Source organism: Spongiactinospora sp. TRM90649 (assembly GCF_029382225.1).
Taxonomy (GTDB): domain Bacteria; phylum Actinomycetota; class Actinomycetes; order Streptosporangiales; family Streptosporangiaceae; genus Spongiactinospora.
In genome coordinates this window covers 71,353-88,820 of record NZ_JARLTC010000029.1, presented here as the reverse complement: position 1 = coordinate 88,820, position 17,468 = coordinate 71,353, and the positions used below count along the sequence as shown (strand labels likewise).

13 protein-coding genes are annotated in these 17,468 nt (G+C 74.4%); 2 read left to right on the top strand and 11 right to left on the bottom strand.

Going from position 1 to position 17,468, the window contains the following annotated elements; translation table 11 throughout:
- Window positions 1–6: 6 nt before the first annotated feature.
- Window positions 7–1,029, top strand: coding sequence for an ABC transporter ATP-binding protein (locus tag P3X83_RS29890; RefSeq protein ID WP_277308607.1), 1,023 nt, complete (start codon window positions 7–9; stop codon window positions 1,027–1,029).
- Window positions 1,026–2,057, top strand: coding sequence for an oligopeptide/dipeptide ABC transporter ATP-binding protein (locus tag P3X83_RS29885; protein WP_346742760.1), 1,032 nt, complete (start codon window positions 1,026–1,028; stop codon window positions 2,055–2,057). Before P3X83_RS29890 ends, P3X83_RS29885 begins: the two co-directional genes overlap by 4 nt.
- Here P3X83_RS29885 and rpe read toward each other — a convergent pair.
- The 11 genes from rpe to P3X83_RS29830 form a co-directional block, all read right to left on the bottom strand.
- Entirely contained in the window at window positions 2,050–2,715 is a 666-nt protein-coding gene (rpe, locus tag P3X83_RS29880; protein WP_277308606.1) for a ribulose-phosphate 3-epimerase, read from the bottom strand. The two genes, P3X83_RS29885 and rpe, sit on opposite strands and share 8 nt — an antisense overlap.
- A gap of 38 nt (window positions 2,716–2,753) precedes the next feature.
- On the bottom strand, window positions 2,754–3,737 hold the full coding sequence (locus tag P3X83_RS29875; RefSeq protein ID WP_277308605.1) for a phosphatase PAP2 family protein: 984 nt from the start codon (window positions 3,735–3,737) through the stop codon (window positions 2,754–2,756).
- Between the two features lie 60 nt (window positions 3,738–3,797).
- Window positions 3,798–4,391 (bottom strand): TetR family transcriptional regulator, encoded by a 594-nt coding sequence (locus tag P3X83_RS29870; RefSeq protein ID WP_277308604.1) that lies wholly within the window; start codon window positions 4,389–4,391, stop codon window positions 3,798–3,800.
- Between the two features lie 2 nt (window positions 4,392–4,393).
- On the bottom strand, window positions 4,394–5,842 hold the full coding sequence (locus tag P3X83_RS29865) for a transcription antitermination factor NusB (protein WP_277308603.1): 1,449 nt from the start codon (window positions 5,840–5,842) through the stop codon (window positions 4,394–4,396).
- 69 nt (window positions 5,843–5,911) lie between these two features.
- Entirely contained in the window at window positions 5,912–6,841 is a 930-nt protein-coding gene (gene fmt / locus P3X83_RS29860; protein WP_277308602.1) for a methionyl-tRNA formyltransferase, read from the bottom strand.
- Window positions 6,842–6,845: 4 nt separating this feature from the next.
- The gene (def, locus tag P3X83_RS29855) at window positions 6,846–7,394 is read right to left on the bottom strand and encodes a peptide deformylase (RefSeq protein ID WP_277308601.1); all 549 of its coding nucleotides are present in this window, start codon (window positions 7,392–7,394) and stop codon (window positions 6,846–6,848) included.
- A 98-nt stretch (window positions 7,395–7,492) separates the two neighbouring features.
- On the bottom strand, window positions 7,493–8,950 hold the full coding sequence (locus P3X83_RS29850; protein ID WP_277308600.1) for a hypothetical protein: 1,458 nt from the start codon (window positions 8,948–8,950) through the stop codon (window positions 7,493–7,495).
- 38 nt (window positions 8,951–8,988) lie between these two features.
- Window positions 8,989–10,623: a hypothetical protein gene (locus tag P3X83_RS29845; RefSeq protein WP_277308599.1), complete on the bottom strand. Its 1,635-nt coding sequence runs from the start codon at window positions 10,621–10,623 to the stop codon at window positions 8,989–8,991.
- Between the two features lie 141 nt (window positions 10,624–10,764).
- Window positions 10,765–13,236: a primosomal protein N' gene (locus P3X83_RS29840; RefSeq protein WP_277308665.1), complete on the bottom strand. Its 2,472-nt coding sequence runs from the start codon at window positions 13,234–13,236 to the stop codon at window positions 10,765–10,767.
- Window positions 13,237–13,519: 283 nt separating this feature from the next.
- Entirely contained in the window at window positions 13,520–15,103 is a 1,584-nt protein-coding gene (locus tag P3X83_RS29835) for a LuxR C-terminal-related transcriptional regulator (RefSeq protein ID WP_277308598.1), read from the bottom strand.
- Window positions 15,064–17,433, bottom strand: coding sequence for a LuxR C-terminal-related transcriptional regulator (locus P3X83_RS29830; RefSeq protein ID WP_277308597.1), 2,370 nt, complete (start codon window positions 17,431–17,433; stop codon window positions 15,064–15,066). Before P3X83_RS29830 ends, P3X83_RS29835 begins: the two co-directional genes overlap by 40 nt.
- Window positions 17,434–17,468 lie beyond the last annotated feature (35 nt).

The following is a 17,468-nucleotide window of genomic DNA, read 5'->3' as shown; positions in this document are numbered from 1 at the left end:
CCTGCGTTGACTGCCCCGTTTCTGTCGGTCCGCGACCTGACCATCGACTTCTCCACCGAGGACGGCCTCGTCCACGCGGTCGACGGGCTCTCCTTCGACGTGGAGAAGGGCACCACCCTGGGGATCGTCGGCGAGTCCGGATCCGGCAAGTCGGTGACCAACCTGGCCATCCTCGGCCTGCACAACCCGGCGTTCACCAGCATCAGCGGCGAGATCCTGCTGGAGGGCAGGGAGCTGATCGGCGCGAACCGGCACGAGCTGGAACGGCTGCGCGGCAACAAGATCGCGATGATCTTCCAGGACCCGCTCACCTCGCTCTCGCCGTACCACACCGTCGGGCGGCAGATCGCCGAGACGTACGCCAAGCACACCGGGGCGGGCCGCGCGGCGGCGCGGGCGCGGGCCGTGGAGATGCTGGGCCGGGTGGGCATCCCGCAGCCCGCCAGACGCGTGGACGACTTCCCGCACCAGTTCTCCGGCGGCATGCGGCAGCGCGTTATGATCGCCATGGCCCTGGTCTGCGACCCCGACCTGCTGATCGCCGACGAGCCGACCACCGCGCTCGACGTGACCGTGCAGGCCCAGATCCTCGACCTGCTGCGCGACCTGCAGGAGCAGACCGGCACCTCGATCATCATGATCACCCACGACCTCGGGGTGGTCGCCTCCGCCGCGCACGAGATCCTGGTGATGTACGCGGGCCGGGCGGTCGAGCGGGGCACCGTCCGGGAGGTCCTGGGCTCCCCCCGGCATCCCTACACCTGGGGGCTGCTGTCGTCGCTGCCACGGCTGCGCTCGCCGGTGGACGTACCGCTGGTGCCCGTGCGCGGCACGCCGCCCAGCCTGATCAACGTGCCGCCCGGCTGCCCCTTCCACCCCCGCTGCGACCACGTCGCCCTGGCGGGCCCCGAACTGTGCCGGCACGAACGCCCCGAGCTGTCCCCCCACCGCGGCCACGGCGACGCCTGCTACCTGACCCCGGCCCAGAAGAGCGACATCTTCCTCCACAAGGTCAAGGAACACCTGTGACGGACACACTGCTGGAGATCTCCGGCCTGACCAAGCACTTCCCCGTGATGGGAGGACTCCTGGTGCGGCGGCAGGTCGCCGCGGTCCACGCGGTGGACGGCGTGGACCTGACCGTGCGCGCCGGGGAGAGCCTGGGCCTGGTCGGCGAGTCCGGGTGCGGCAAGTCCACCACCGGACGGCTCGCCGCGCGCCTGCTGGAGCCCACCTCGGGCACCATCAGGTACCGGGGCAGGGACATCACCCACGCCGGGCGGCGCGAGCTGCGGCCGATCCGGTCGGAGATCCAGATGATCTTCCAGGACCCCTACTCCTCGCTCAACCCCCGGCACACGGTGGGCGGGATCATCCGGGGCCCGATGGAGATCAACGGCATCGACCCTCCCGGCGGGCGCGACCGCAGGGTGCGCGAGCTGCTGGAGATCGTCGGGCTGAACCCCGAGCACTACAACCGGTTCCCGCACGAGTTCTCCGGCGGTCAGCGGCAGCGTATCGGGGTGGCCCGCGCACTGGCCCTGCAGCCCAGGCTGATCATCGCCGACGAGCCGGTGTCGGCGCTGGACGTCTCGATCCAGGCGCAGGTGGTCAATCTGCTCCAGCGGCTGCAGCGGGAGCTGGGCATCGCGTTCCTGTTCATCGCGCACGACCTCGCGGTGGTGCGGCATTTCTCCGAGCGGGTCGCGGTGATGTACCTCGGGAAGATCGTCGAGATCGGCGACCGGGAGTCTCTGTATGAGCGGCCCCGCCACCCGTACACGCACGCGCTGCTGTCGGCCGTGCCGGAGGCGGAGCTGGACGCGCCGCCGAGGGAGCGGATCAGGCTGGCCGGGGACGTGCCGTCGCCGATCGACCCGCCGTCCGGCTGCCGGTTCCGCACCCGCTGCTGGAAGGCCCAGGACAGGTGCGCCACGGAGGAGCCGCCGCTGACGCGGGTGGAAGGCGGCGGCGAGGAGCACCTCACCGCCTGCCACTTCCCAGAACGGCCCTTTACGCGGGGCGAGGACGTGGTGCTGGACCCGGCGCTCAGCTAGCGGACGCGCCCTCGGCCAGGGACCGCAGCGCGTCCACGGCTTTGGCCGGGTCGTCGGCCCCGTAGACGGCGCTGCCCGCCACGAAGACGTCGGCCCCCGCCTCGGCGCAGCGCTCGATGGTCTCCGCGGACACCCCGCCGTCCACCTGGAGCCACACCTGGCCGCCGTGCGCCGCGATCAGGTCGCGCGACCTGCGGACCTTGGGCAGCACCACGTCGAGGAAGCGCTGCCCGCCGAAGCCGGGCTCGACCGTCATCAGCAGCAGCATGTCGATCTCGCCGAGCAGGTCTTCGTACGGCTCGACGGCGGTGGCCGGGTTGAGCGCCAGCCCCGCGCGCGCACCCGCCGAGCGGATCTGGCGGAGCGTGCGCACCGGGGCCTTGGCGGCCTCGATGTGCACCGTCACGCTGCCCGCCCCGGCCTCGGCGTAGGCGGGGGCCCAGCGGTCCGGGTCCTCGATCATGAGGTGGCAGTCGATCGGGGTGGAGGTGGCCTTGAGCAGGGACTCCACCACGGGCAGGCCCAGGGTGAGGTTGGGCACGAAGTGATTGTCCATCACGTCGACGTGTAGCCAGTCCGCGTTGGACACGGCGGCGGCCTCGTCGGCGAGCCGGGAGAAGTCGGCGGACAGGATGCTGGGCGAGATCTGTACGGCCATGATGGCCGAAAGTCTATTGGCCCCGGAGGACCACCCGGCTACGGGGCCCGCCGCCCGCTCGTGGCACGCGCCTGCACCAGCCCGAGCCGGGCGAACGCCAGCGGCGCGCCGAGCACGGCCCACGCCGCCACGACGGTGTAGCGGAGCACCCCCGCCGCCATCGAGTCGCCGAGCCCCCCGCACAGCGCCCACAGCGCGACCGCGCCCGCCATGCCGAGCAGCCAGCGCAGCACCCGCACGCCCACCCCGCCGGAGGCGGAGAACCAGCCCAGCTCGCGCATCACCGACGCCCCGGCCAGGGTGCCGAACAGCGCCCCGGACATGACGATGACCCGGTCGAGCCCGGCGGGGTCGCGGGCGCCGCCCCCGCTCCAGGCGGATGGCAGCGACCAACCCTGCCAGAGGGCGTCGGCCAGCACTCCCAGGACCAGCAGGGCGGCGGCCACGACCGCCGACAGCAGGATCTGGGCGGGCAGCGGCAGCAGGCGCCAGCGGTCGGCCAGGCGGTCGCCGTACCGCAGGTACAGGACCAGCAGCAGCGCGCCGATCAGCGCCCCGGCGACCACGTCGGAGATGAAGTGGAGGCCCAGGTAGACGCGGGAGAAGGAGATCAGGGCGGCCACCACGCCCGCCGCCCACCACACCGCAGGGCGGCGGACCAGCGAGGCGAACGCCCCGCAGGCCAGCACCGAGGTCTGCGCGTGCCCGGACGGCAGGCCGAAGGACCCCTCCCCCGACCCGACCCACACCCGCGCGTCGATCCACGCCGGGCGCGGGGCGTGGAAGACCAGTTTGGCCACCGCGTTCAACCCGGCCGAGAGCAGCACCAGCACGGCGAGCCTGATGCCCATCCGCGGGCTGACGCACCAGTACAGCGTGGCCAGCAGGGCCAGCACCGCGCCGTCGGTGCCGACCGCGGAGGCCGCCCACATGATCGGCGCGAGCCAGCCGGGCAGCTCCTGCACCGCGAGGATCGGCCCGATCTCGGCCCGGTGCAGCTCGTCGAACAGGTCCACGCCCATCCGACCACCGTACCCACGCAGGATGAGAACGGGGCCGGTGGGAAAGCATGGCTCGCGGGCTCAGGCCGTCCGGTAGGGCGCGAGCAGCGTCGTCAGGTCGCGGCGCATGGCGGCGGCCAGGGTGGTGCGCCGGGTCGTCGCCCAGGTGATCTGGGTGCCGTTGCGCAGCGAGTTGACCGCCGCGGCCAGCGCGTCGACGTCGGCGACCACCAGGAAGCCGCCCGCGACCGCCTCGGCGATGAACGAGGCGAGCTCGGCGCGGACGGCGTCGTCGAACTCGGCCAGCAGCCCGCGGAACTCGTCGTCGGCCAGCTCCAGGTTGAGGAACGCCAGGTGGTTGGCGAACTCGGCGGGCGGCAGGCCGGCGCCCGCGCCGTCGATCACCGCGCCGATCAGCCCCTCGACCGGGTCGGCCGCCGCCTCGAAGACCTCGCGCATGCGCCTGGCCGGCATGCCGTGCTCACGGCCGTGGCGCAGGAACGCCAGCAGCAGCCCCCGTTTGGTGCCGTGCCGCCGCACCAGCATGCCCGTGGAGACACCCGCCTCCGCCGCGACGTCGGCGAGCGTCAGCCGGGCGGGGCCGACCCTGCCGATGGCCACGGCCAGCGCCGCCATCAGGCGCTCGTCGCTGATGCTCCTGGGGCGCCCCGGCATGCTCAGCCCGGGTCGCGGCGGCGCAACAGGGCCAGGAACATCGCGTCGGTGCCGTGCCGGTGCGGCCAGAACCGGGCGTACGGCCCGTCGCCGAGGCCGGTGACCTCCGGCAGGAACGACGGGGCCGCGAGCGGCTCGGCGTCGTCTCTGCCCGCGAGGACGGTCTCCACCACGTCGCGCGTCTCGGCCAGGTGCGGCGAGCAGGTGACGTAGGCCACCACGCCGCCCGGGCGGACCGAGTCGAGGGCCGAGGCGAGCAGCTCGCGTTGCAGGTCGACCAGCTCCGGCAGGCTCTCGGGCGCCCGCCGCCAGCGAGCCTCCGGCCGCCGCCGCAGCGCGCCCAGCCCCGTGCAGGGGGCGTCCAGCAGCACCCGGTCGAACGCACCCGGCCGCCAGGAGGGCCGCGTGCCGTCGGCGACGATCACCCCGGCCTCCCGAACGGCCTGCCGGGCCAGGCGGGCCCGGTGCGGCTGCGCGTCGGCGGCCACCAGCCGCCCGCCGGAACCGGCGGCGAGGGCGTCGAGCAGCCCGGCCTTGCCGCCGGGGCCCGCGCACATGTCGAGCCAGCGCCCATCGGAGCCGGTGACCGGCACACGCGTCAGCGCCAGCGCGACGAGCTGGCTGGCCTCGTCCTGGACGGCGGCGCGCCCCTCGGCGACCGCCGGGATCGAGGCGGGGTCGCCCTCCGGCAGGTAGGCGCCGTAGGGGGAGTAGACGGCGGGCTCGGCACCGTGATCGGCCAGTTCCTCCACCGTCGCCCGGCCGGGCCTGGCGACCAGCGTGACCCTGGGCCGCTCGTTGTCGGCCCGCAGCAGCGCCCCGGTCTCCTCCCAGACGGCGTCGTCCCACTTCTCTGCGGCCTCGCCCGCTTCGAGCGCGTCGCGCAGTGCGGAGACGATCCACCGGGGATGGCTGTGGGAGACCGCCAGGTGCCCCACCGGATCGTCGTCGCGGCCGGGGGCGACGATCTCCAGCCACTCCGGGAGCGTGCGGGTGGACACCTTGCGGAGCACCGCGTTGGCGTAGCGGGACGGCCCGGCCCCGACGCGCAGGCGCACGAGGTCGACCGTCGTGCCCACGGCGGCGTGCGGGGGAACGCGGGTGCGCAGCAACTGGTGGACGCCGATCCGGACGGCGTCGAGCAGCGGCGGGTCGATCTCCTCGGGCGGCCGGTCGCTGCAGGCCGCGATGATCTCGTCGTAGGCGCCGAGGCCGCGCAGCGTACCGTAGGCCAGCTCGGTGGCCAGCGCGGCGTCGCGCCCGGCCAGGCCGCGGTCGTGGAGCAGGCGTGGCATCATCAGGTTCGCGTAGGCGTCGCGTTCGTCGACGGCGCGCAGCACGTCGTAGGCGGCGTTGCGGGCCTCGTCACGGACCGGTCTGCCCGGCCCCGACGGCCTTCGCGGCCGGCCCGCCCCGCCGTCGCGTCCTCGCCGGCCCCCTCGCTGCGCCATTCCCGTCCTTACCCGACCACCGTTGCCCGCGGTGCCGCTGTTCGAAAGTACCGCTGCCTGAAAGTGCCGCTACTTGAAGTGATCGTCGCCCGTGACGCGGACGCCCCTGGCCCACTCGGCGGCCGTCATCGGGCGCTTGCCCTGCGGCTGGACCTCGCTCAGCTCCACCGCGTGCCCGGCGGTCCCCACGACCACCCGGGACTTCGTGGCCAGGATCTCGCCGGGACCCAGCCCGGCGACGTCGGGGGCCGCGCCGACCGGGCCGAGCTTGACCCGCGCGCCCCGGAACTCGGTCCAGGCGCCCGGCGCGGGCGTGCAGGCGCGCACCAGGCGATCGACGCGGAAGGCAGGGGCGGACCAGTCGACCCGCGCGTCCTCCACGCTGATCTTAGGGGCGTAGGAGACCCCCTCGGCCGGCTGCGGGCGGGCGTGCACGGTGCCGTCCTCGATGCCGTCGAGGGTGGCGAGCAGCAGCTCGGCCCCCGAGACGGCGAGGCGGCCCAGCAGCTCGCCGCTGGTGTCGGACGGCCTGACCTCCTCGGTCACCACCCCGAACACCGGGCCCGCGTCGAGCTCCTTGACGATCTGGAAGGTGGCCGCGCCGGTGATCTCGTCACCGCTGAGCACCGAGTGCTGCACCGGAGCCGCCCCGCGCCAGGCGGGCAGCAGCGAGAAGTGCAGGTTGACCCACCCCAGGCGGGGCACGTCGAGCGCCGACTGCGGCAGCAGCGCGCCGTAGGCCACGACCGGGCAGCAGTCGGGCGCGATCGCGCGCAGCCGGTCGAGGAACTCCGGGTCGCCCGCCTTGGCCGGGCGCAGCACAGGGACGCCCGCCTCCTCGGCCACCTCGGCGACCGGGCTGGGATGGACCCTGCGGCCCCGGCCCGACGGGGCGTCGGGGCGGGTGACGACCGCCGCGACCTCGTGCCGGGAGGACCCCAGTACGGCGCGCAGCGACGGTACGGCGGTTTCCGGGGTGCCCGCGAAGACCAGGCGCACGGCCCTACAGCGCCTTACCGTGCATGGGGTGCGGGGACAGCTTCACCGCGGGCGGGGCCATGCCGCTCCACTCGGCCTCGCGGACGGCCTTCATCGCCTGCTTGCGGGTGGCGGCGTCCATCCGGTCGATGAACAGCACGCCGTCGAGGTGGTCGGTCTCGTGCTGGAAGCAGCGGGCCATCAGGTCGGTGCCCTCAAGTGTCACCGGGTCACCGTACATGTTGAAGCCCTTGGCCACGGCGCGGATCGCGCGCGGGGTCGGGAACGACAGCCCGGGGAAGGACAGGCAGCCCTCCTCGCCCTCCTCGTCGAGCTCGCCGCCCAGATCGAGGTCGGGGTTGATCACGTGGCCGAGCTGCTCGTCCACGTAGTAGGTGAAGACCCGCAGGCTCACGCCGATCTGGGGGGCCGCCAGGCCCGCGCCGGGCGCGTCCATCATCGTGTCGGTGAGGTCCTTGACGAGCTTGCGCAGCTCCTTGTCGAAGTCCACCACCGGGTCCGCCGGGGTGCGCAGCACCGGGTCGGGGAACAGGCGGATCGGCTGGATAGCCAACGGGCCACTCCGTTTCACGTCACACGATCGGGATCTGCCCAGTCTACGGCGGGCCGCCCACCACCCGGGCGTAACGCTTCAGGCCCCCGCCGGGACGGTCAGCCGATCGCCTGGGACCGCGCCCGCATCGCCGACTTGCGGGCCGCCTTGGCGATCTCCTCGTCGGGGTGGTGCGCGGCCAGCATGTCGAGCGCGGCCACCGCGTCGGGGTGGTCGACGCCCGGCATCTCCTCCACCAGCCGGGCCAGCTCCTCCTGGGAGGTGAGAGCGTCGAAGCCCGCCATCTCCTCGGGGCCGCCGTCGATGTAGAGCAGCGACGCGAGCGTGTCGACCGCGATCCAGTTGCCGTCGGCGGGGCTCAGCGCGGGCGCGGGCAGGTCGCGGACGTGCAGCCAGGAGGCCGCGTAACGCCACATGACCGGGTGGTCGAGCGCGGCCCGGAAGGGGGCCTCCGCCTCGGGGCCCAGCTCCTCCAGGACGGTCACCGCGGTGGCCCGCCGGCCGGGTGTGCCCTGCGCGGCGACGCCGATCAGCTCGTGCGCGGCCTCGTGCGCCGTGCGGCGCTCCAGCCACACCGCGACCGCGCTCGGCGCGCCCTCGCCCGCGACCAGCGCCTCGACCAGGTCGAGCGCGGTGAGGTCGGCGAACACCGCGACCTCCTCGACGGTGGGCGCGTCGTGGCCCTCGCGCAGGAGGTCCTGACGCACCGCCCACAGGCCGAGCGGGGTGAGGCGGTGCCGGGCGCCCGCGGTCTCCTCCAGCAGCCCGCAGTAGGCCAGCAGGCCGAGCGCGCGGGCCAGCTCCTCCGGCAGCTCGGCGTTCAGGCGGCGCATGTCGGCGGGCCGCGCCTCGCAGGCCACCTCGTGCGACTGCAGGATGCCCTTGACCAGGGTGGCCTGTGCGATGCCCGCGCTCACGGAGTACATCGTGGCGAGCATCTCGGCCAGGTGGTCGTCCACGACGGCCGAGCCGGTCAGGCCGTCGTCGGCGCGGTCGAGGACGTCCATCACCACGCCGTCCCAGAAGTCGAGCGTGGCGGTGTCGGTGAGCGGCCCCGGCTCGGCCAGCGTGCCGGTGATCCGCACCAGGCCGGTGTTGACCGCGACCACCCAGAGCAGGTGGACCAGCGGCACCTCGCGCGCCGAGACCGCCGTGCCGAGGGTCTCGGCGGGGACCGGCAGCCCCAGCTCGGCGACGGCCGCCCTGGCGTCGGCGAGCGTCAGCAGGCGCTCGCCGGTCAGCTCCCTTGAGCCGGTCCACGCGGCGAGCGCGCGGGCGTCGGCGACCAGCGGCACCGCCGGGACGGCGGCGGCCAGTTCGGCGTCGGGCAGCAGCACGACCGGCGGGAAGCTGAGCACCTCGGAGTCGCAGTCCGGGCAGGAGCACCCCACGGCACCCGCGCCCGCGCCCTCGTCACCGGCGTCCGCCAGGCCGTCGGCCTCGGCCGCGTGCTCCATGCCGCTGAGGTCGGGCAGCCCGCCCAGGCCCAGGTCCGCGGCGGCGCCGCGCAACTCGGCGAGATCGACGACGTTTCCCTTGTTCGCGCTCTTTGCCACTCACGAAACTTACTGCACACCGGCCACAGCGGAGTACGTCATCCGATGGATCGGGACCTGGCTTTGAACGCCGCCTTGCGCGCCACCTTGGCAACCGTGTCGTCCGTCAGGGCCCTGCCGAGCAGGTCGAGGACCTCGACGACGTCGGGGTGGTCCACCCGCCACATCTCCTCGATCATGTGCGCGGGCGGGCCTGAGGCGGCGATGTTGGCGGCGAACTCGTCGAGGTCGTCACCGGCCCCCGGCATCGCCAGGGCCAGCATGTCCACGCTCATCCACAGCAGCTCCTCCTGGGTGAGCGCCGGGGCGGGCAGGCCGCGCGAGGTGAGCCAGTGGATCGCGTGCGGGCGCAGCTCCGGATCGGCCAGATGCTCGCGCACGGCGGGCTCGGCCTCCGCCCCGAGCCGGTCCACGATCGTGACGGCGAGACCGCGCGCCACCGCGGGCTTGCCCCCGGCGGCCGCCAGCAGGTCCGCCGCCGCGCTCTGCGGCGTGCGATTGGCCACCCAGCGGGCGATGTCGTGCTCGGCCAGCTCGGCGGGCACCCCGCTGAGCAGCGCGTCGATCAGGTCGTGCGCGCCCGCCCCGGCGAGGTCGGGGGCCTCCGGGGCGTCCATGCCGAGATCGCGGTAAAGCTCCCGCATCCCCCACACGCCGAGTGGCGTCAGCATCAGCAGGCCGCCGCCGACGGACTCGACGAGACCGCAGTAGGCCAGCCGTTCCACCGCGTGGCCGAGGCCGGTCGAGCCCTCCTCGTCGGCCTCCGGCCCGGCGTCGCCCAGGTGGTCGGCGACCACCTGGGGCATGACGGGGGCCTGGACCCGGTAGAGCATGTCGCACAGGTCGAACAGCTTCTCGTCGAGCGCGGGCCTGCCGGTGACAGAGCCGGAGGTCGCCTTCTCGACCAGGAACTCGACCGTGCCCGCCCAGTGGTCGAGCAGGTCGTCGTCGTCGCGCCGGGACGGCGGCGCGAACGCGTCGCCAGGCGTCGCCGACGCCCGCGCGACCTCCACCACACCGGTGTAGACGGCCAGCCCCCACAGCAGCGCGGGCTCGGGCACCGCCAGCTCGGCGCGGGCGCGCGCGGCGTCCTTGACCCGCAGCGTGCCCCTGACCGTGGGCACCCGGCCGCCCGCGAGCATCCAGTCGGCCAGGCGGTGGACGTCGGCCAGGAGGGGGACCTCCCGGGCCGCCTCGGCCAGGCGGGCGCGGGAGACCAGCCGTACGGCGGGCAGCGGCGAGCAGCCCGCGCACTCGCAGAACTCGTCGAGGGATTCGGTGGCGTCCTCGGCGGCCCGCCGCTCGGACGTGAGGGTCACGGGAGCGGGGTCGTCGAGCGCCTCGGGGCCGATGGCGCTGAAGATGCTCTTGGCCATGCCGTAGCGGGAGGTGTCGGCCAGGGCGGCGGGCATCTCCGGCTCGATGCGGTCGAGCGTGGCGCGCATCCGCACCGCCGTGGCCCCGGTGACGTGCGCCGCCGACTGCAGGAAGTCGACCAGCGTGCGGGCGGCGGCCAGGGTCTCGCGAGCACTCTCCGGCGGCGCGATCACCTTGCGCGGATAGATGGACAGCAGCAGCTCTTCGAACGTCTCGGTGGCGAAGTCGCCGAGACGCCTGACCTCCAGATAGTCGCTGGCGTAGTCGCAGAGCAGCCGCACTTCGTCAACGTCCACGTCGACGCCGTGCGCGCGCCCCCAAACGCGCAGATCGTCGATGGCTCTATTCACCCATTCGATCGACACAGGGAGAAACTAACGGCTTACTGAGGGCGCGGCGAATCGGGGCGTTTGGCGATACGCCGGAAAAGCCACGGACTAGATCCCTTCCATCGGATCGACACATACCCGGACGACATCCGCCGCCTTCCGCGCCGAACGCGCCCCCGCCGCCGCTTTCAGCGCCACCGCCAGCGCGGTTCCGCCGCCCCGGTGCACCCTGATCAGCGCGCGTTCCCTGGCGGTTTCCCCGGCCGCCGCTCGGCGTGGCGCCTCCACGGGGACCGGGCCGAGCACCTGCGCCCCCGGCGGCAGGGCCACCTCGCCCAGCATCTCCCTGACGGCCGCCGGGACGCCGGTCAGCGACGCCAGGCGTACCGCCGGGGGGAAAGCGAGTTCTATCCGCTCGGACAGCTCCCGCTCGGCGTGGGTGACCGGGTCCCAGCGCAGCAGCGCCTGCACGGCGGGCAGCGCGGTGTCGGCCAGCACGACCAGCTCGCCGCCGGGGCGGAGCAGCGCCGCCGCGTTCATCCAGCGGCGCATGGTCTCCTCGGCCGCTCGGAGGTCGGGGCGGCCGAGCAGCGCCCAGCCGTCCAGCAGGACCCCGGCCGCGTAGCCTCCGGCGGCGACGGGCTCGGCGCCGGGGGTGGCCACCACGAGCGCCCGGCCGGGGCCGACGCGGGCCAGCACGCCATCACGGCCGGACGTGCGGACGGTCACCTGGGGGAAGGCCCTGCCCAGTTCCTCGGCGGTGCGCCGGGCTCCGACCACCGCCGCCCGCACGCGCCCGGAGCCGCAGGTGGGGCAGCGCCACTCGCCCGCGATCCGGCCGCACCAGTGGCAGTACGGCATGGCGTGGCCGCCGCGCAGCGCCAGCGGGCCGCCGCAGCGGGGCCCGCCGGGCCCAGCGGGCTCCTGGACGCACCGGGCGGCGGCGCGGCACCCCTGGCAGGCCAGCACCGGCAGATAGCCCCGGCGCGGCACCTGGACGAGCACTGGGCCGCGTTCCAGCCCGGCCCGCAGGGCGCGCCAGGCGATGGTGGGCAGCCGGGCCGCGCGCGCCGCCTCATCGCGCGCCAGCTCGGCGTCCTCGCCCGCCGGGCGCACCCGGGGGGCGCGCGCCCGGACCGTGGCGCGGGAGGCCACGATCGGACGCGCCCAGCCCTCGCCCACCAGGCGCGTGGCCTCGGCCGTACGGGCGTATCCGCCGATCAGCAGGGCCGCGCCGGTCTGGTGGGCGCGCAGCGCCAGGACCTCCCTGGCGTGGCAGTACGGCGCCAGCGGCTCCGACAGCAGGTCGTCACCGTCGTCCCAGACCACGGCGAGGCCGAGGTCTGGGACGGGGGCGAAGACGGCGGCCCTGGTACCCGCCACGACGCGGGCCTCACCGCGCAGCACCCGCAGCCACCTCCGGTACCGCTCGGCGGGGCCGAGGTCGGCGGTCAGCGCGACATGCCTGCCGGGGCCCAGGACGGCGCTCAGCGCCTCATCGGCGAGCGCCACGTCCTTGCCGTCGGGGACGACGACCAGCGTCCCCCTGCCCGCCGTCAGGGCCGCACGGGCCGCCACCGCCACGGCCACGGCCCACTCCGGCACCCCATACGGCCGCCCCTCCCACTCCCCCGGCAAAGCCGACCACACCGCCCGAGGCGCCCGCCCATCCACCAACGCCCCCAAAAACGCCCGCCCCGCCGGATAAGCCCCCCAAACCTCATCCCCCACCCCCTCGGAGGAGGGAGACCCGGCGGCAGCGGAACCGCCGGAGGAAGGGGCCGGGTTCGCACCACGGGCCCCCCTCGAAGACGGTGCCTCAAAGGCAGCGGTCACACCGGAGTGCCACGAAGCCCCCGCCGCCACAACCCCTCGGCGCACCGCCCCACCGGGAGACCCCGAAGGCATCGCCAGGCCGGACGAAGCGCCCGCAGACGGGGGCCGAGGAGGGCCTGAGGGCGGCACGGGGGCGTCCCACTCGGGAGAATCGGCCGCGCTCACTTCGCCGGAACCCTCCGAAGACGAGGACCCGGGTGACGTCCAGGACGTCACCGGGTCGGACGCATCGCCGGAGGGGGCGGACCCGTGCGCGTCGGCAGAGTCGCCCGAGGGTGGGGTTACCCCCGGATGGGGCGAGGCGTCGGGGGAATCCCCCTCGGAGGGGGGGACGCCGTGGGGTTCGGCTTCTACGCGGGCGTGGCGAGGGGGGATGGCGAGGCGGAGGACGTCGGCGCGGGTGCCGGCGTAGCGGTCGGCTACGGCGCGGGCGAGGGCGGCGATCTCGGAGGTGAGGACGGGCTCTGGGGAGATCACGCGTTCCAGGGGGGTGAGCCTGCCGGTGTGGCCGCTGTGCTCGGTGCGCTCCAGCAGGAACCCGTCGATCAGTTTGCCCGCGAAGCGGACGCGGACCCGGCAGCCGGGAACCGCCTTGTCGTGCAGGGAGGCCGGCACCAGGTAGTCGAACTCACGGTCGAGGTGCGGCAGCGGGTTGTCCACGATGACCCGGGCGACCGGGGCCTGCGGCGCCGGTTCCGGCGCTCCCTTGGCGGGCTCGCGGCCCGCCCCCCCACCAGGTGTCACGCGCGGCGCGGGCGCGGCGATCAGCTCGCCCTGCTCTCCTCTGCCGGCCGGTGCGCCGCTCCCCTTGCTCACGCACCTGTCCTACCAGACCCGCCGCACCGGGAAGTGTTTTGGCCAGTGGGTGCCGCCCGGAACTGGAGCGATCCACCCTAGTTTCCTCAGGCGGCGGGGGACCCCTCCCGCTCGGCGCCTGAGCGCTGCGGAAACACATTGGCACATCTCGTCACCCACTGGCCTCACATAGTGTTGTGGCCCGGGAGAAATCGCACATCCGGAAAAGTGCCTAGGCGTCGGCCCATTGTGTGCGTTCGGCGAACCAGGCGGCCACCTGGGTGCGCGAAGCGAGCCCGCCCTTGGCGAGGATGTTCCGGACGTGCGCGTCCACAGTACGCTTAGCGATCAAGAGCCGCACGGCGATCTGCGGATTGGACAGGCCCTCCGCGATCAGCTCGGCGACCTCCAGCTCGCGCGGCGTCAGCGTGCCCGTCACCGGACGCCCGATGCGCACCGGCGCCGCCGCCACCGGCTGCGGCGCGCAGGCCAGCGAGGTCGTCGCCGACCCCGGATAGGCGCGGCTCCAGCGCTCCACGGCGAACCTGTGATCGACGACGGTACGGCCCACCGGACCGAAACTCGGGTCGAGGAAGAAGCGCCGGTAGGTCTCCAGCATCCGGTAGCGCGGCTGCCCGCCGAGGTCGTCGGAGCGCAGCAGGATCGAGCGGTCGACCAGTTCGTCCAGCGCCTGCCCACTGACCAGGACCCCCTCGCGGGTCACCGCCCGCCGGGCCGTGTCCAGGCCGAAGCCGCCCTCGATGACGGCCAGCGCCTCCCAGAGCTGCCGCTGGTCGGGCCGGCACAGCTCGTGGCTCCACGCGATCGCGCCGCGCAGGTCGCGGTGGCGCGGCGAGGCGGTGTAGGCGCCCCAGCCGGGCATGGTGGTCATGTCGTCGAGGCGTTCGAGCAGCTCGCCGATGGACAGCGAGCGGGTGCGCGCGGCGGCCAGCTCGATCGCCAGCGGCAGGCCGTCCAGGCAGGTGCAGACCTGCGTCACGGTGCTCAGCACGCCGGGCGTCAGGGAGAAGTCGGGATCGACGGCCACCGCCCGCTCGGCGAACAGCGCCACCGAAGGGCAGGAGGGGTCGGGACGCGCGAGGTCGGTGAGCGGGAGCGGGTCGAGGCGCAGCACCCGCTCGCCGGCCAGCCCGAGCGGGCTGCGGCCGGTGGCCAGCACGCACACCCGGGGAGCCTGCGCGAGCAGTTCCTCGATCAGCGGCGCGACCTCGCCGAGCAGGTGCTCGCAGGTGTCGAGCAGGATCAGCGCCCGGCGGTCGCGCAGCGCCCGCGCGACGATGTCGTGGCCCTCGCGCTCCCACCACCCGGGTTCGTCGTGCTCGTGGTGCTCCAGGTCGCGGCGCGCGGCCTCCTCGCGGTCGGCCCTGCGGCCGGTGCGGCCGTCGTGCGGGACGTGCGGCGCCCAGCCCGCGGGCGATCGGCCCTCGGGGCCGTCACGGCGCTCTCTGGCCGGACGGCGGTCGCCCCAGTCGCGCGCCGAGCGGCCCGGCCGCCCCTCGCGCTCCGCGAGGCCCAGCGCCTCGGCGATCGCCGTCACTGGGCCGGGCCCGCCGGTTGGACGCACGTGCGCGGGCACGATCGGGGACAGCTCGACGTGCCACAGCCCGTCGGGGAAGCGTCTGCGCAGGCCGTCGGCGACGCGCAGCGCGAGGCGGCTCTTGCCGACCCCTGCCGGTCCGGTGACCGTCACCAGCCGCCCGCCCGCGAACATCCGGCTCGCGGTGCTCAGTTCACCGGTACGCCCGATGAAACTCGTCATTTCCGCTGGGAGATTGCCGTGCCGTCGCTCGGCCATCCTCCACCTCCTTCCCGGTGCCTGATCGCCCAGGCGGCGATCTGGCTGCGCGAGGAGAAGTCGAGCTTCGCCAAAATGTGCTCGACGTGGGTGTCAATGGTCCTGCGCCCGACCACGAGCCGCTGCGCGATCTCCTTGTTGGTCAGGCCGTCCGCCACGAGGTCGGCGACCTCCAGCTCTCTCGGGGAGAGCGGCGCGGCGCGGTCGCGGGGGGCGGCCACCTGGACGCCCGCCGACTCGTCGAGCGCGTAGGCGATCGCCTCGTCCATGGACATCGCGCTGCCCTCCGCCGCGGCCTCCTCGTACTCGGCGGGCGGGATGGCGCGGCGCAGGCGCTCCTCGCAGCGGGCGTGCTCGGCCAGGAAGTGCGGGGAGCCGTACAGCGGGCGGCGCACCTGGCGCCACTGCCCGTGCGCGGCGTGCAGCAGGCGGGTGACCCAGACCGGGTCCTCCTGGCCGGTGGCCAGCCAGGCGACCAGTTCCAGGCACAGCGACGCGCCGCTGGCGTCGTGCAGCCGCCGCTGGGTGCGCAGCGCGCTCCTGGCCAGCGCCAGCGCCCCCGGCAGCTCGCCGGTGGCCCGCAGCACCAGGCTGAGCCCGAGGTCGGCCCAGGAGCGCGCCCACGACTGGCCGGACTCCTCGCACTCGCGCTTGCACTCACGTAACACCTCGGCCGCCTCGTCGATGCGGTCGAGCCACAGGCGGGTGATGCCCAGTTCCACCATGGCGGCCAGCACCAGCAGGTCGGACTGGCCGTTGTGCAGCAGGCCGATGGCCTCGGTGAGGTTGGCGTCGGCCGCGGCGAGGTCGCCCTCGGCGTAGGCGAGCGTGCCGCGCATCTTGACCAGGTGGGTGCGCGAGAGCGGGTCGTCGAGGTGCTGGACCACCTCGGCGCACTCCTCCAGGGTCTCGCGCGAGGAGCGCAGGTCGCCCTGGGCCACCATGGCGTAGGCCAGCAGCAGCAGGAGCTGCACGCGGGTGACGCCGTCGAGCCGGGCCACCCCGACGAACCACTCCATGTAGTGGCGGCCCTCACGGCCCATGCCGCAGGCGATCCACAGGAAGGTCAGCGAGATCACCAGCCGGACGCCCTCGGCGGTCTCTGCCGGGTCGGCCGCGCAGAACTCCAGCGCGGCCCGCAGGTTGGGCCATTCGGCGCGGACCTGCTTCCACTCCTCGGCCTGGTCGCCGCGCGGCGGCACGGCCGAGGCGGCCACGGCCAGCTCGGCGTAGTGGTCGCGGTGGCGGGCCAGCAGCGCCCGCCGCTGGTCGGGGCCGGGCATCTGGTCGGCGCCGAACTCGCGCAGGCTGTCGGGCATCCGGTACGTCGTGCGGCCGGGCCCCTTCGAGCACACCAGGATCGACTTGGCGACCAGGCCGTCGATGGCCGGGTAGATCGCGTGCGCGGGCAGGCCGTCCTGGGCGCAGACGGCCTCGGCCGCCGGCAGGTCGAACCGGCCGGGGAAGATCGAGAGCCCGGTCCAGAGCAGGCGTTCCTCGGCGGTGCACAGCCCGTGGCTCCAGGCGATGGCGGCCTGCATGGTGCGGTGCCGCGGATCACCGGCGGAGGCGTCCTCCTCGGCCAGCCAGAAGCGCTCGTCGAGCAGGGTGAGGATGCGCTCGACCGGCAGCGAGCGGGCGCGAACGGCGGCCAGTTCCAGCGCGAGCGGGATGCCGCCCAGGCGGCGGCACAGCTCGGCGACGGCCGGGGCGTTCTGCTCGGTCAGCTCGAAACCGGGATCGACGGTGGCCACGCGGTCGCGGAACAGCACCACGGACTCGCAGTCGGCCAGTTCCTCCAGGCTGGCGGCCTGGCCGGGCTCGGGCACCGCCATCGGCCTGATCACCAGGCAGTGCTCGCCGGGGGCGCCCAGCGGCTGCCTGCTGGTGGCCAGCACACGCAGCCCGCGCGCGGCGGCCAGTAGCCCGCCGACCAGGCGCGAGCAGGACTCGACCAGGTGCTCGCAGGTGTCGAGGACCAGCAGGAGCTGCCGGTCGGCGAGGTAACGGGCGAGCATGTCGGCGGAGGAGGACGCCGACTGGTCGGGGATCTCAAGTTCACGAGCGATGACCTGGGCCAGCCGCTCGGGGTCGGCCAGGCTCGACAACTCGACGAACAGGACGCCGTCGGCGAAGGCCCGCCGCATGCTCTCTGCGGCCTTCAGCGCCACTCGGGTCTTGCCCACCCCGGCGATCCCGGTCAGAGTGACCAGACGGGACCTTTCCAGGGTGCGCCGGATGTCGGCGGTCTCCCGCCGACGGCCGACGAAGCTCGTCAGGTCGGCGGGCAGGTCCGGCCGCCCACTCGACATCATGCGCAGGTCACCCACTCCCCGAAGATCTGCGATTTACAATCCTGGAGCGC

Coding starts and splice junctions, on each gene's coding strand:
- P3X83_RS29870 (WP_277308604.1), bottom strand. CDS start 4,391: ATGCCGGGGCGCCCCAGGAGCATCAGCGACGAGCGCCTGATGGCGGCG.
- P3X83_RS29835 (WP_277308598.1), bottom strand. CDS start 15,103: ATGGCCGAGCGACGGCACGGCAATCTCCCAGCGGAAATGACGAGTTTC.
- P3X83_RS29865 (WP_277308603.1), bottom strand. CDS start 5,842: ATGGCGCAGCGAGGGGGCCGGCGAGGACGCGACGGCGGGGCGGGCCGG.
- P3X83_RS29875 (WP_277308605.1), bottom strand. CDS start 3,737: ATGGGCGTGGACCTGTTCGACGAGCTGCACCGGGCCGAGATCGGGCCG.
- rpe (WP_277308606.1), bottom strand. CDS start 2,715: ATGGCCGTACAGATCTCGCCCAGCATCCTGTCCGCCGACTTCTCCCGG.